This is a genomic window from Polynucleobacter yangtzensis, assembly GCF_001595965.1.
Taxonomy (GTDB): Bacteria; Pseudomonadota; Gammaproteobacteria; order Burkholderiales; family Burkholderiaceae; genus Polynucleobacter; species Polynucleobacter yangtzensis.
On record NZ_LOJI01000001.1, the window covers coordinates 106617 to 120764 of the forward strand.

General features: G+C 46.4%; 10 protein-coding genes. 4 read left to right on the top strand and 6 right to left on the bottom strand.

What is annotated here, in order from left to right:
- Positions 1-48: 48 nt before the first annotated feature.
- The 4 genes from JaK3_RS00540 to JaK3_RS00555 form a co-directional block, all read right to left on the bottom strand.
- Positions 49-960: a Tim44 domain-containing protein gene (locus JaK3_RS00540; protein ID WP_068319595.1), complete on the bottom strand. Its 912-nt coding sequence runs from the start codon at positions 958-960 to the stop codon at positions 49-51.
- A 67-nt stretch (positions 961-1027) separates the two neighbouring features.
- Positions 1028-1771: a bifunctional demethylmenaquinone methyltransferase/2-methoxy-6-polyprenyl-1,4-benzoquinol methylase UbiE gene (gene ubiE, locus JaK3_RS00545; protein ID WP_068319597.1), complete on the bottom strand. Its 744-nt coding sequence runs from the start codon at positions 1769-1771 to the stop codon at positions 1028-1030.
- Entirely contained in the window at positions 1771-2169 is a 399-nt protein-coding gene (locus tag JaK3_RS00550) for a gamma-butyrobetaine hydroxylase family protein (protein ID WP_068319599.1), read from the bottom strand. Before JaK3_RS00550 ends, ubiE begins: the two co-directional genes overlap by 1 nt.
- On the bottom strand, positions 2169-6008 hold the full coding sequence (locus JaK3_RS00555; protein ID WP_068319601.1) for a DUF3683 domain-containing protein: 3840 nt from the start codon (positions 6006-6008) through the stop codon (positions 2169-2171). The genes JaK3_RS00550 and JaK3_RS00555 overlap by 1 nt, the downstream gene beginning before the upstream one ends.
- Positions 6009-6142: 134 nt before the next feature.
- Between JaK3_RS00555 and ilvA the strand changes: the two genes are divergently transcribed.
- From ilvA to queF, 3 genes are read left to right on the top strand one after another with little or no spacing between them, the layout of a single operon-like run.
- Complete coding sequence (ilvA, locus tag JaK3_RS00560; RefSeq protein ID WP_068319602.1) at positions 6143-7663, top strand: threonine ammonia-lyase, biosynthetic; 1521 nt, start codon at positions 6143-6145, stop codon at positions 7661-7663.
- On the top strand, positions 7663-8571 hold the full coding sequence (locus JaK3_RS00565) for a 5'-nucleotidase (protein ID WP_068319603.1): 909 nt from the start codon (positions 7663-7665) through the stop codon (positions 8569-8571). The genes ilvA and JaK3_RS00565 overlap by 1 nt, the downstream gene beginning before the upstream one ends.
- Positions 8572-8579: 8 nt before the next feature.
- The gene (queF, locus tag JaK3_RS00570; RefSeq protein ID WP_068319605.1) at positions 8580-9407 is read left to right on the top strand and encodes an NADPH-dependent 7-cyano-7-deazaguanine reductase QueF; all 828 of its coding nucleotides are present in this window, start codon (positions 8580-8582) and stop codon (positions 9405-9407) included.
- 77 nt (positions 9408-9484) lie between these two features.
- Here the strand turns inward: queF and ssb are convergent, their stop codons facing one another.
- Both ssb and JaK3_RS00580 read right to left on the bottom strand, forming a co-directional pair.
- On the bottom strand, positions 9485-9940 hold the full coding sequence (gene ssb, locus JaK3_RS00575; protein WP_068319607.1) for a single-stranded DNA-binding protein: 456 nt from the start codon (positions 9938-9940) through the stop codon (positions 9485-9487).
- An 81-nt stretch (positions 9941-10021) separates the two neighbouring features.
- Positions 10022-11206 carry an MFS transporter gene (locus tag JaK3_RS00580; protein WP_068319609.1) on the bottom strand — a complete coding sequence of 395 codons (1185 nt, stop codon included), beginning with the start codon at positions 11204-11206 and terminating at the stop codon, positions 10022-10024.
- Between the two features lie 37 nt (positions 11207-11243).
- Here JaK3_RS00580 and uvrA point away from each other — a divergent pair, with 37 nt between their 5' ends.
- Positions 11244-14141, top strand: coding sequence for an excinuclease ABC subunit UvrA (uvrA, locus tag JaK3_RS00585; RefSeq protein ID WP_068319611.1), 2898 nt, complete (start codon positions 11244-11246; stop codon positions 14139-14141).
- The last annotated feature ends 7 nt before the right edge of the window (positions 14142-14148 follow it).

The following is a 14148-nucleotide window of genomic DNA, read 5'->3' on the forward strand; positions in this document are numbered from 1 at the left end:
TAAAAAACCCGCACAAGTGCGGGTTTTCCGACGGCAAGTACCTAAAGCTTAAACCAACTGGGTAATACCCGCCAGTACCCAGCCACCAGGACCCTCTACTGGCTTACTTAGATTCCAAATTTCAGAGAAGTCACTCGCTGGCGCGCCCTGCTGCTCACGAATCATGCCGCTGAACTGAACACTACAGAAATAATGACCATCAGCAGTCTCAATTCCCAAAAGCTGAGCATTGATAGTGACAACATCGGTTTGATTACTTGCATCAGTACGGCCCGCTAAATCCTGTTGGATCGTGGCAAACATTTCTGGAGTTGTAAATTCTCGCAAAGAAGCAAGATCACCCTGATCCCATGCTTTTTGCAAGGTTGCAAAATATTGCTTTGCATTCTCAAGGAATGTTTGCTGATCAAAACCAGGGGGCAAGGTTGATTGAAACGGCTCTGGCTCTGCGCTGACTCCACCAAATGCGTTTGCAGCAGGAGTAAAAGCCGGCTCCTGTCTTGGTGTCCGATCCAAGCCAGTGCGCTGCATTCCACTAGAGGAAAGATTAGGGCTTTGACCTGCACTAGACATTTTTGGCATGAGCTTGCGCATTACAAACATAATCGCAAAGCCTGCCAAAACAGCAATCAGCAAACCAGTGATCAAAGAAGAGGCTGCCTCACCCAAACCAAAATGGGACAAGAGGTAACCAATACCCAAGCCTGCAGCTAAGCCACCCAAAATGCCACCCATGCCGCCAAAACGACTAGGTGCAGGAGCTTGTGGAGCTGGAGCGGGTGCAGCAGGCTGTGCTTGCTGTGCAGGTTTTTGTACTGGCGCAGCTTGCTTTTGAATTGGCGCACTTGGGGCTCTGCCTACGCTCTTGCCACCACCTAAACGAGCTGCATCAACATGGCCCACTGTTGCAAAAATTAAAGTAAGACTTAAGAGTGTTGCTTTAAAAAAATGTTTATTCATAAACCCGTACCCCTTCTTATAACTGCTGAATTTCTTTAGTTTTTAAGACTTTAAAACTATACAACCATCAGTATTTAATACCAATATGTAGGGCAACGATACCCCCAGTCATCCTATGGGTTTCCACTTCATCAAAACCCACTCCTAACATCATTTCTTTGAGGGTTTGGGCATCTGGATGCATACGAATGGATTCCGCCAAATAGCGATAGCTCTCTGAATCTTGGGCAATCTTCTCACCCAACCATGGCAAAACTTTAAAAGAATAGGTGTCATATACCGGCTGCAAAAAGGCATCTGGCTTCGAAAACTCCAATACCAATACACGGCCACCCGGCTTTATTACCCGACGCATTTCACCTAAAGCCACCTCTTTGTGCGTCATATTGCGCAAACCAAAGGCAACCGTAACTACGTCAAAATGATTATTAGGAAATGGAATCTTTTCTGCATCAAACTGCACACAAGGCAAAGCCATTCCGCGATCCAAGAGTCGATCGCGACCAACTCCCAGCATAGAGGCATTAATGTCGCTTAACCAAACTTGAGCGTCGGGGTTGCGACCCCAGTCAGCCGCTTTTGCAAATGCTGCAGCTAAGTCTCCAGTTCCACCGGCAATATCTAAAACCTTTTGACCTGGGCGAACATTTGCGCGCGCAATCGTAATTTTTTTCCAAACACGGTGTAAGCCAAATGACATGAGGTCATTCATCACGTCATATTTACTAGCTACCGAGTGAAATACTTCAGCGACCTTACCAGCCTTCTCGGCCTCATCAACGCTTTGATAACCAAAATGCGTTTTACTCATTAGTGACTTCCACAAGAATGACCGCCCGACTGTCCTGCCTGCGCCATAGGCGCATCACGATCAAGACCTGCAGCAGCCAATTTACTCAAATGCTCTTTCCATAATTGCTCTTGGTTTTCGCATAAGAAATATAAAAAATCCCAAGAGTACAAACCTGAATCGTGTCCATCAGAAAAACTTGGCTTGAGGGCGTAGTGGCCAACAGGCTCAATATTTGCGATCAAGACATCGCGCTTACCAGTTTGTAATGTTTCTTGCCCAGGTCCATGACCTTGAACTTCAGCGGAGGGAGATAGAACTCTTAGAAACTCAAAGGGCAATTTATAAGTCTGGCCATTCTCGTACGAGAGCTCTAGAACCTTGGACTGTTGATGCACAACGATATTGCTTGGAATCATTAAACAAGAACCCTCTCAATACCGCCTTGGTTTGCTTTAGCAACGTAGTCCTGCATCCAGTCTTTGCCTAACAACTTCTGCGCCATCTCCACCACAATGTAATCCGCTGTTGTATCGCTATCAGCATCAAAACGTGTCAGGCCTTGCAAACAGGATGGACAGCTTGTCAACACTTTGACTTCGCCAGTGAAATCACCTTGACGCAATTCATTGGCAGCTTTTTCCATTTCAATCTGCTTACGGAAACGAACTTGTGTAGAGATATCAGGACGAGTTACAGCCAGAGTTCCAGACTCGCCACAGCAACGATCATTTTTAGCAATAGCTTTACCATCTTCGAGTTGGATTAACTCGTTGACTGTCTTCAATGGATCCTGCAACTTCATTGGTGAGTGGCAAGGATCGTGATACATATATTTCACGCCAGTGACGCCAGAGAGCTTCACACCCTTTTCAGCCAAGAACTCATGAATATCAATAATTCGGCAGCCGGGGAAAATCTGCTCAAACTGATAGCCAGCCAACTGGTCATAACAAGTACCGCATGAAACTACAACGGTCTTGATATCCAAGTAATTCAGAGTATTGGCAACGCGGTGGAATAAGACACGGTTATCCGTGATCATCTTCTCAGCTTTATCAAAGTCGCCATTGCCGCGCTGTGGATAGCCGCAGCAAAGGTAGCCTGGAGGTAATACCGTTTGCACACCCACATTCCACAACATAGCCTGAGTAGCCAAGCCTACCTGTGAGAACAAACGCTCAGAGCCACAGCCCGGGAAATAAAACACTGCTTCAGTATCAGCAGAAGTCGTTTTAGGGTCCCGAATAATTGGTACGTAGTTAGCGTCTTCAATATCCAATAAAGCGCGAGCGGTTTTCTTGGGTAAATTGCCTGGCATCTTCTTGTTAACAAAGAAGATCACCTGCTCTTTAACGCTCGGCTTACCTACCGTTGCAGGAGGGTGTGCTGTTTGTTGTTTGGCGAACTTGCGCAGAACATCATTACCCAAGCGCTGTAGCTTGTAACCCCAACCAATCATCGTCTTGCGGGCAAGATGGATGCTTTCTGGGCTAGTCGCATTAAGGAAAAACATCGACGCAGCAGTACCAGGATTAAAACGTTGCTGACCCATCTTGCGCAATAAATTACGCATATTCATAGTCACGTCACCAAAGTCAATCTTGACCGGGCAAGGCGTCAAACACTTGTGACATACGGTGCAATGCGCAGCTACATCGTCAAACATTTCCCAGTGACGAATCGAAACACCACGACGCGTCTGCTCTTCGTACAAGAAGGCTTCAATCAGTAATGAGGTTGCCAGAATCTTATCGCGTGGGCTGTAAAGCAAGTTTGCACGCGGCACATGTGTAGAGCACACTGGCTTACATTTACCGCAACGCAAGCAATCTTTCACGCTATCAGCAATCGCGCCAATATCACTTTGTTGCATGATGATTGACTCATGACCCATCAAACCAAAGCTTGGTGTGTAAGCCATGCTCAGATCTGCATGCGGCATTAATTTGCCTTTGTTAAAGCGGCCCTCTGGATCAACGCGATTCTTATAACTACGGAAATCTTTAAGCTCGGCTTCAGTAAGGTACTCTAATTTGGTGATACCAATACCATGCTCGCCAGAAATCACACCGTCCAAAGAGCGCGCTAACTTCATGATGCGGTCTACAGCACGATGGGCATCTTGCAACATCTCATAGTCATCAGAGTTCACAGGAATATTGGTGTGAACGTTACCGTCACCCGCATGCATGTGCAAAGCTACGAAGACACGTTTACGCAAAATGTTTTTATGAATGGCTTCCAACTCAGTGAGGATAGGCTCAAACGCCAGACCACCAAAGATGATGCGCAACTCTGAACGTACTTCCTCTTTCCAGGAAGCACGCAAGCTGTAATTTTGTAGTTGCGGGAAATGCACATCCATCTGTGTGAGCCAATCAGCCCAACGAGTACGCACCTTAGCAATTAACTCCAAAGCTTGTTGAACACGATCGCCCAAGATTTCTGCTGTTGGAATCTCGTACTCAGCATCACTCTTACCAAGTGGCAGAGCACTCTTCTTCAAGAAAGCCTCTAGACCATCGAGCACTTTGAGCTTATTTTTGAGAGAAAGCTCAATATTGATGCGATCAATGCCATCGGTGTACTCGCCCATACGTGGCAAAGGAATTACGACGTCTTCATTGATCTTAAATGCGTTGGTATGACGGGCAATCGCGGCCGTACGAGCGCGATCTAGCCAAAACTTCTTCCGTGCTTCTGCGCTAACGGCAACAAAGCCTTCGCCAACCCGTAAATTGGCCATACGCACTACTTCACTAGTTGCAGCGGCAACGGCCTCTTCATCATCGCCTGCAATATCGCCAATCAACACCATCTTCGGCAAGCTATTGCGCTTAGATTTTGTTGAGTAACCAACTGCTCTTAGGTAACGATCATCTAAATGCTCAAGACCAGCCAAAATTGGACCGCCTTGCTTGCTTAATCCATCTAGGTAAGCCTTGATTTCTACAATGCTCGGAATAGCTTCGCGTGCTTGACCAAAAAACTCTAAACAAACAGTGCGCATGAATTTAGGCATGCGATGCAAAACCCAAGTTGCACTGGTAATCAAACCATCGCAACCTTCTTTTTGCACGCCAGGTAATCCTGATAAAAATTTATCAGTAACGTCTTTTCCCAAACCCTCTTTACGGAAACGTTTACCTTCAACTTCTAATAATTCTGTTTTGAGAATGCGCTGACCAGGTTCGCTATTTCCATCAGACCAAGTTAACTGAAAACGTACCATTGCCACATCATGAATCTTGCCCATGTTGTGATCAAGACGTTCCACATCTAACCAATTGCCTTCTGGATCAACCATGCGCCAGCTAGCGAGATTATCTAAAGCCGTTCCCCAGAGAACTGCTTTTTTACCACCAGCATTCATCGCAATATTGCCGCCAATACAGCTGGCATCAGCAGAGGTCGGATCAACTGCAAACACAAGCCCAGCATGCTCTGCAGCATCCGATACGCGGCGGGTTACAACACCTGCACCTGTAAAGATGGTTGACACTTCGCGGTCAAGGCCAGGAAGTTTTTTAGCTTTGACGCTACCAATATCTTGCAACTTCTCAGTGTTAATAACTGCGGACATTGCATAAAGCGGAATTGCACCACCGGTATAGCCAGTGCCGCCTCCACGAGGAATAATTGTCAAACCTAATTCAACACAAGCTTTCACTAAACCCGGAATTTCGGATTCGTAGTCAGGCTTGAGAACGACGAGTGGAAACTCAACACGCCAGTCTGTTGCATCAGTAACGTGCGCAGCACGAGACACACCATCAAAACAAATATTGTCAGAAGCGGTATGACGGCCCAACTCTTTTCGAGCACGCTTACGAATGACTTCAACTTCTTTAAATCCATTTTCAAAATTTTCAATTGCGCGATAGGCAGCGCTTAATAAAATTTCGACTTGATCTGCAGAGTCGCCATTATTGCGCTTCTTGACTTCGCCCAAGCGATGCCAGAGAGCATCAATTAATTGCTTGCGACGATTTGGACTATCAAGTAAGTCATCTTGCAAGAAAGGGTTACGTTGAACAACCCAGATATCACCGAGAATCTCAAACAACATCCGGGCAGAACGGCCAGTACGGCGAACGCCACGCAAGTTATTTAGTACGCGCCATGACTCCTCACCCAATAGGCGAATAACAATCTCTCGATCTGAAAAGGAGGTGTAGTTGTAGGGAATTTCACGCAGACGGGGGGAACCCGCCTCAGCGTTCAACAACTGGTTCAAAGCTAGTGGGGCGTTCATAGCGACATATTTGATAAATAAGCATTTTAATAGAGCAATCCTGATACTGGCAGTATTCCGAGAAAGCTGCTCCCAAATTAGATAAACCCTTGCAAATCTAAGGGCTTAGGAGCCATCCGTGGTACGCTCATTGGATGGCAACGAACTATTTAAAGAAAATTTTATCGGCTCGCGTCTATGACGTAGCCAGAGAAACCGAGCTTCAGCCCGCCCCCGAGCTGACAAAGCGTTTGGGCAACCAGGTACTTCTAAAAAGGGAAGATAACCAGCCGGTTTTCTCCTTCAAACTGCGTGGCGCCTATAACAAAATGGCCCATTTACCCCCGGAAGCCTTAAAACGCGGGGTTATTGCAGCCTCCGCAGGCAATCATGCCCAAGGCGTTGCCCTATCGGCAGCCAAAATGAAGTGCAAAGCTGTAATCGTGATGCCGGTAACCACTCCTAGCGTCAAAATTGATGCAGTTAAGGCTCGAGGCGGATCTTGGGTCGAAATCATCCTTCATGGCGAATCCTATAGTGATGCCTTCAAGCATTCTGAGGTTTTAGGCAAAAAACGGGGTCTCACTTTTGTTCATCCATTCGACGATCCGGATGTCATTGCAGGCCAGGGAACTATCGCCCATGAAATTTTTACCCAATATGAAAAACCAATCGATGCAGTATTTGTAGCTATTGGTGGTGGCGGCCTGATTGCAGGCATTGGCGAATACATCAAAGCAGTTAGTCCAAAGACAAAAGTAATTGGCGTTCAAGCGTCAGACTCAGATGCCATGAATCAATCGCTCAAAGCGAATAAGCGCATTGAGATGAAAGATGTTGGTTTGTTCTCAGACGGCACTGCTGTGAAACTCGTCGGCAAAGAAACATTCCGCATTTGCAAAAAAGTAGTTGATGAAATTATCACTGTCGATACAGATGAAATCTGTGCAGCGATTAATGATGTCTTTACCGATACTCGCAGCATTCTTGAACCCGCTGGCGCACTAGCCATTGCCGGGATGAAGAAGTACGTTGAGAAAAAACGGATCAAGAAGAAAACCTTAGTGGCTGTGGCTTGCGGGGCTAATATGAACTTTAGCCGCCTGCGCTTTGTAGCCGAACGCGCAGACGTTGGCGAGTTCCGTGAAGCCGTATTTGCAGTGACAATTCCTGAGGAGCGCGGCTCATTCAAACGCTTCTGCGAATTGCTTGGCAAACGCAATGTAACTGAATTTAACTATCGCATTGGTGATCAAAGCGAAGCACATATTTTTGTAGGCATCAGCACACAAAAGTCTGGTGATAGCGAAACAATTGCAAAGCATTTCCGCAAAGCAAAGTTTGCAACGATTGACCTGACTCACGATGAATTAGCGAAGTCACATTTACGCCACATGGTGGGCGGACATTCTGCGCTTGCTAAAGATGAATTGCTCTATCGCTTTGAATTTCCAGAGCGTCCAGGTGCTTTGATGAAGTTCCTCACCAGCATGGCGCCGAACTGGAACATCAGCTTGTTCCACTATCGTAATCATGGCGCTGACTATGGACGTATTTTGGTTGGTCTACAGGTCCCCAAGAATGAGCAGAAGAAATTCCAAAGCTTTTTGGCTGGCCTAGGCTACCCACACTGGGATGAGAGCAATAACCCTGCTTATCGTTTGTTTCTTAAATAATGTCATACACACTCACCGGGAAACTCGTCGTCGCGATCTCCTCGCGCGCCCTGTTTGATTTCGAAGAAGAAAACCGCATCTTTGAATCAACCGATGACAGCGCGTATATGAAATTGCAGCTTGAGCGTTTGAGTGAAGCAGCCCAAAAAGGGGTGGCTTTTCCATTGGTCAAGAAACTACTCGCCTTTAATGAAGAGGGTGAGCAGCGCGTTGAAGTGGTAATTCTTTCTCGCAACGATCCCGTAAGCGGCCTACGCGTCTTCCGCTCTGCAGAGCATCACGGCTTGCATCTTGAACGTGGCGTATTCACGAGAGGTCGCCCACCGTACCATTACCTACGCTCACTGCATGCCAACCTCTTTTTATCTGCAAATGAAGATGATGTACGCGCAACGATTGATGCTGGATTTCCTGCGGCGCGTGTCTTTCCGGAATCCAGCAAAACAGCAGAGTCTCACCCGAATGAAATCCGTATTGCCTTTGACGGTGACGCGGTACTCTTTTCAGATGAAGCTGAACAAGTGTTTCAGAAAAAAGGACTTGAGGCCTTTGTTGATCATGAGAGCAAAAAGGTCGATATTCCCTTGCCTCCAGGCCCATTTAAACCCTTGCTCGAAGCGCTCCACAGACTGCAGCGCTCCACTAGTGAAAATGGCATGCGCATTCGTACTGCACTAGTGACAGCGCGCTCTGCGCCTGCACACGAGCGTGCCATTCGTACTCTGATGGCATGGGGTATTGATGTTGATGAAGCAATGTTTTTAGGTGGCCTCTCGAAGAGTGAGTTTTTAAGAGAATTTGAGCCGGACTTCTTCTTTGACGATCAAACTGGTCACTGCCAATCTGCAGCATCTGTTGCGCCAACAGGGCATGTAGTATCAGGCGTATCTAACAAGCCTAAGAAATAAAACAATTCATGGCAACACTTCCGCTCGGACAATCCACGCAATATCCAGATCAATACGATCCAAGCTTGTTATTTCCCATTCCAAGAATAGAAAATCGCAAGAAACTTGGCATCAAAGAAAATCAGGCGCTGCCATTCGTTGGGGTGGATATTTGGAATGCATTTGAGCTGAGTTGGCTCAACAAAAAAGGAAAGCCGCAAATTGCCTTAGCGGAGTTTCAAATTCCGGCTGACTCGCCCAACATGATTGAGTCCAAATCCTTTAAGTTGTATCTCAACAGCCTCAACAGCGCACGCTTTGAAGATGATAATGAAGTTAAAGACAGACTGATTACAGACCTATCAGCAGTTGCTGGCAGCAAAATTACTACTCGCATCAACCCTACGGAAGCTATCTCTAAAAAAGGGATGCAAGAAATGGGTGGCATCTTGATGGATCGCCTGGATATTGAAGTTGATCCAAACCTACCTGCAAACCCAAGCCTGCTGGGTGTGAATGAATCCTTTGGCCCAATTGAGCAGTGTCTGGTTTCTCACCTGCTCAAATCTAATTGCCCTGTGACAGGTCAACCAGATTGGGCAAGCGTACAAATTCGCTATCAAGGCAGACCAATTCTGGAAGAAGGTTTATTGCGTTATCTCATCGGCTTTAGACAATTAGGTGAGTTTCATGAACATTGCGTAGAAACTATCTTTACGGATATCAAGCGCCAATGCAAACCAGAGAAGTTGTCTGTGTATGCGCGTTACACACGACGCGGCGGCCTAGATATCAACCCTTTCCGTACCGACCACAACTCTCCGTGGCCTGAAAATATTCGTCACGCAAGACAGTAGATAAATAAAAACCCCTTATAGGAAATCCTAGAAGGGGTTTTTGCTATTGCGGCATTCACCGCATTAGTTAGTCTTGTTTAAAACGGAATATCGTCGTCCATTGCACCTAGTGATGCAGCGTTGGAGGCTGCTGGAGCAGACTGCTCAGCCGGCTTTGAGCGGCTGTAGCTTTCGCCGCCATCACCACTGCCACCAACTGGCTTGCCACCGAGCATTTGCATAGTTTCTGCAACGATCTCTGTGGAATACTTTTCTTGGCCGCTAGCGTCAGTCCATTTGCGAGTACGCAGACGACCTTCAACATAAACCTGTGAACCTTTTTTGAGGTACTGACCAGCGATTTCTGCAAGCTTACCGAAGAATGCAACACGGTGCCATTCTGTGGTTTCTTTCATTTCGCCAGTTTGTTTGTCTTTGTAGCGATCAGATGTTGCTACTGAAATGTTTGTAACGGCGTCGCCGCTTGGCATGTAACGAGTTTCTGGATCGCGTCCTACGTTACCTACGATGATGACCTTATTTACCGAAGCCATGTTGTCTCCCGAAGAAAAATACTACTGTTATTACTGCTAAAAAATAAACTGCTCGCTTTAATTTAATCTATGAAGCTGCGGTTATGTCTTTGTGGTTGCATCCTTTGATTCTGTTGCTCTCGTTGGCATTTCACCCATCGACCAAGCAATTATAAGCCAGCAAACCAAGAGCACTGCCCCCATTGCAAAGACCGATAAATCACCATGGCTATCCATTAAATAACCTCCAATTACAGCCCCAGAGAACAAGCCAATCGATTGCGTAGTGTTATAAACACCTAGGGCGGTGCCCTTAGATTCTTTTGCAAAACGCGACACTAGGGATGGCTGCAAAGCCTCCAGCAAATTAAAGCCAACAAAATAAATTAGTAGCGCAGTCGCTATAGACATGACTGAATTAGCTTGGGTGAATAGTGTTTCAGCAATCAATAACAAAACAATCGCTACTAACAATACCGTTCTTAATTTCTGCTTCTTCTCGCCATAAATAATTGCAGGCGCCATGAAGACAAATGAGAGCAGCACTACAGGAAGATAAATTTCCCAATGCGAAGAAAGTGGTAAACCTGCTTGTACCAAAAGCCTTGGCACTACCAAGAACATAGCAACTTGAGTTGCATGCAATACAAATACGCCGAGATTTAAACGCATCAACTCTGGACGAAAGAAAACTTCTTTCAATGAAGCTTGTTGAACTTTTGCTTCTGGTTTACTTGTTGGCAACATGTAATAAGTGACAAACATCGCAATGACACCCAACACCGCCAGAACAATAAAAATTCCACTGAGGCTAATCGCGCGATAAATCGGAGCAGCAATCACCAAAGAAAGAGCAAATGAGAGGGCAATACTGCCACCAACCAAGGCCATAGCTCGGGTGCGAACTTGTTCACGGGTTAAATCAGCAACCCAGGCTGAAATGGCAGCTGAAACTGCTCCAGCACCCATAATTCCGCGACCAATTGCAATCCATAACAAATCATCTTTAGCGGCACAAATCAGAGCGCCAGCTACAAATAAGGACAGTCCCCATAAAACGACTGGTTTACGCCCAATTCGGTCCGATAAACGACCCAAAGGGATATAAAAACAGGCCTGAACAATATTGAATATCCCAAGCGCCAAACCAACCCAAAGGGCATGCTCACCACCCGGCAAGCCTCGTGCATGAATGCTGAAGATGGGCAATAGCAGAAATAAGCCCAACATGCGGAGGCCAAAGATGCCTGCTAAGGCCAGAGTGGAGCGAAGTTCAGAAGAATTCATGGGAAAGAGCTATATTAACAAGTTACGCTAAAAAATCATGAATAACGAAATCAAGATCCGCGGTGCCCGCACCCACAACCTCAAAAACATCAATCTAGACATCCCTAGAGAGAAATTAGTCGTCCTCACTGGTTTATCCGGTTCAGGCAAAAGCTCATTGGCTTTCGACACTCTTTATGCAGAAGGCCAGCGCCGATATGTTGAGTCCCTCTCTGCATACGCACGTCAGTTTTTACAACTCATGGAAAAACCAGACGTTGACACGATTGAGGGGTTATCGCCAGCGATTTCGATCGAGCAAAAAGCTACTAGCCATAACCCTCGATCAACCGTAGGTACCGTTACTGAAATTCATGATTACTTGCGTTTGCTATTTGCACGTGCCGGAACGCCGCATTGTCCAGATCACGATCTTCCATTAGAAGCGCAAAGCGTTTCTCAAATGGTCGACACTGTATTGTCGATGCCCGAAGATACGAAGTTGATGATTTTGGCTCCTGTTATCAGCGAGCGAAAAGGCGAATTCGTTGACCTCTTCCAAGACCTACAGGCACAAGGCTTTGTGCGCTTCCGGGTACGCTCTGGCGGCGGCACAGCTAATACTGCTAAGGCGGAGATCTTTGAAGTTGATCAACTACCAACGCTGAAGAAAAACGATAAGCACTCGATTGAAGTGGTTGTCGATCGCATTAAAGTTCGACCTGATATTCAGCAACGTTTAGCGGAATCTTTTGAAACTGCTTTACGCCTTGCTGATGGTAAAGCCATGATCGTTGATATGGATACCGGCAAAGAGATGATCTTCTCAAGCAAGTTTGCTTGCCCAGTGTGTTCATACTCATTACAAGAATTAGAGCCTCGCCTCTTCTCCTTCAATAATCCAATGGGCGCTTGCCCATCCTGCGATGGTCTAGGCCACCAGTCCTTCTTTGATCCCAAACGAATTGTTGCTCATCCAGATTTATCGCTGGCATCAGGAGCCATTAAAGGCTGGGATCGTCGTAATCAGTTCTATTTCAAGTTACTGCAGACCTTAGCCAAGCATGGCGGCTTCGACGTAGAAAAACCATTTGAGACACTCAACAAGAAACAGCAGGACCTGATTTTATTGGGCTCTGGCGATGTCACCATTCCATTTGAGTACATCAACGAGCGTGGCAAGAACAGCATTCGTGAGCATGCTTTTGAAGGCATTGTTGCGAACTTTGAAAGACGCTATCGCGAAACCGACTCAATGACAGTGCGTGAAGAATTATCGCGCTATCAAAACGTACAAACATGTCCTGAATGCAACGGCAGTCGTTTACGCAAAGAAGCCCGCTTTGTCAAAGTGGGTGAGAAAAAACAATCGCGCGCTATTTATGAAATCAGCGCCCTACCTCTAAAAGAGGCAAAAGAATATTTTGAAACGCTTGAGCTCAAAGGTGCTAAACGAGAAATCGCCGACAAGATTGTTAAAGAGATTGGTGCACGTCTACGCTTTTTAAATGACGTAGGTCTTGATTACCTTTCTCTCGAGCGTAGTGCAGATACTCTTTCAGGTGGTGAAGCACAGCGTATCCGCCTGGCAAGCCAGATTGGCTCTGGCTTAACCGGCGTCATGTACGTCTTAGATGAACCATCGATTGGCCTGCATCAACGTGATAATGACCGCCTCATTGGCACGCTAAAACACTTACGTGATTTGGGTAATAGCGTTTTAGTAGTTGAGCATGATGAAGATATGATTCGTGCATCTGACTGGGTGATCGACATTGGTCCTGGTGCTGGCGTTCATGGTGGTGAGGTGGTTGCTCAAGGCACCCCAGTAGAAGTAGAAGCCAATCCGAACTCTTTAACTGGCGCTTACCTTGCTGGACGCGAGGCGATCGCTGTTCCAGAAAATCGCATTCCAGTAAACGATCGTTTCTTAGAAATCATTGGTGCACGCGGCAATAATTTGCAATCAGTGCACGCCAAGATTCCAGTTGGATTGTTAACCTGCGTTACTGGCGTTTCAGGCTCCGGTAAATCGACTCTCATTAATGACACCCTGCATCATGCTGTAGCCCAGCATCTATATGGCTCTAATGCAGAACCAGCAGCGCACGATGCAATTAAAGGTTTAGAGCATTTTGACAAAGTCATTAGCGTTGACCAGTCACCGATTGGCAGAACACCACGCTCTAACCCAGCCACTTATACAGGGCTCTTTACTCCAATCAGAGAACTTTTTGCAGGCGTTCCAGCTTCACGCGAACGTGGCTATGAGGCAGGTCGTTTCTCTTTTAACGTTAAAGGTGGTCGCTGCGATTCTTGTGAAGGCGACGGCGTTCTCAAGGTAGAAATGCATTTCTTGCCAGACGTCTATGTTCCTTGCGATGTTTGTCACGGTAAACGCTATAACCGCGAGACTTTAGATATTCGCTACAAAGGTAAGAATATTCATGAAGTGCTATCGATGACCATCGAACAAGCCCATGAATTCTTTGAAGCAGTTCCTGTAGTAAAGCGCAAACTCAAAACATTGCTTGATGTTGGCTTGGGTTATGTGAAGCTTGGACAAAGCGCAACCACTTTATCTGGCGGCGAAGCGCAACGCGTAAAGCTCTCTCTAGAACTTTCCAAACGTGACACCGGCAGAACCTTGTACATCCTCGATGAACCGACTACTGGCTTACATTTCCATGACATCCAGTTATTGCTGACAGTCATTCAGACACTCAAGAAACAGGGCAACACGATTGTCATCATTGAGCACAATCTCGATGTCATTAAGACGGCAGATTGGATTATTGATCTAGGTCCTAAGGGTGGTGCTGGTGGTGGACAGATTATTGCTACTGGTACACCGGAAGATGTGGCTAAGAATGAAGTGAGTTTTACAGGTCACTACTTGGCACCATTACTAACTCGCAAAGCGCCGACCCCTGTAGCAAGCAAAAAGAAAAAGTAAGGCGCTA

Bases quoted from the DNA above. Each gene is read 5' to 3' on its own strand.
- JaK3_RS00540 (WP_068319595.1), bottom strand. From the start codon at position 960: ATGAATAAACATTTTTTTAAAGCAACACTCTTAAGTCTTACTTTAATT.
- JaK3_RS00550 (WP_068319599.1), bottom strand. From the start codon at position 2,169: ATGATTCCAAGCAATATCGTTGTGCATCAACAGTCCAAGGTTCTAGAG.
- ilvA (WP_068319602.1), top strand. From the start codon at position 6,143: ATGGCAACGAACTATTTAAAGAAAATTTTATCGGCTCGCGTCTATGAC.
- JaK3_RS00580 (WP_068319609.1), bottom strand. From the start codon at position 11,206: ATGAATTCTTCTGAACTTCGCTCCACTCTGGCCTTAGCAGGCATCTTT.
- JaK3_RS00565 (WP_068319603.1), top strand. From the start codon at position 7,663: ATGTCATACACACTCACCGGGAAACTCGTCGTCGCGATCTCCTCGCGC.
- queF (WP_068319605.1), top strand. From the start codon at position 8,580: ATGGCAACACTTCCGCTCGGACAATCCACGCAATATCCAGATCAATAC.
- uvrA (WP_068319611.1), top strand. From the start codon at position 11,244: ATGAATAACGAAATCAAGATCCGCGGTGCCCGCACCCACAACCTCAAA.
- ssb (WP_068319607.1), bottom strand. From the start codon at position 9,940: ATGGCTTCGGTAAATAAGGTCATCATCGTAGGTAACGTAGGACGCGAT.
- ubiE (WP_068319597.1), bottom strand. From the start codon at position 1,771: ATGAGTAAAACGCATTTTGGTTATCAAAGCGTTGATGAGGCCGAGAAG.
- JaK3_RS00555 (WP_068319601.1), bottom strand. From the start codon at position 6,008: ATGAACGCCCCACTAGCTTTGAACCAGTTGTTGAACGCTGAGGCGGGT.